This is a genomic window from Pseudomonas sp. B2021, assembly GCF_018135665.1.
GTDB lineage: Bacteria > Pseudomonadota > Gammaproteobacteria > Pseudomonadales > Pseudomonadaceae > Aquipseudomonas > Aquipseudomonas lactis.
In genome coordinates this window covers 1-271 of the sequence record NZ_SMOF01000044.1, presented here as the reverse complement: position 1 = coordinate 271, position 271 = coordinate 1, and the positions used below count along the sequence as shown (strand labels likewise).

The 271-nt window shown below is 55.0% G+C and carries 1 protein-coding gene; it reads right to left on the bottom strand.

The features are described from left to right. Window positions 1-271 (bottom strand): immunoglobulin-like domain-containing protein (locus E1K68_RS27590; protein WP_212614973.1); only part of this gene is annotated, 271 nt, incomplete at both ends.

Here is a 271-nt window from a genome sequence, read left to right as displayed (position 1 = left end):
TCGCGGTGTAGGTGATCTGGCCGCCTTCGTTAACGGCACTTGGCGCTGTCAGCGTAACGGTGGTGGTGTTATCGGTACCCGGTGTGTCCGTAACGGTGGTGTTCACCGCGGTAGTGCCAGGGACCAGATTCTCGAAATGCTCGCCGCCGGTTACGCCTTTGATTGCGTTGGTGACGGTTTGATCGCCTTTATAGACATCATCCGGAGCAAGAACCGAAACGTTACCGCTCGATTGGTTTACGCCGATGGTGATGGTTTTACCGTTATCCAA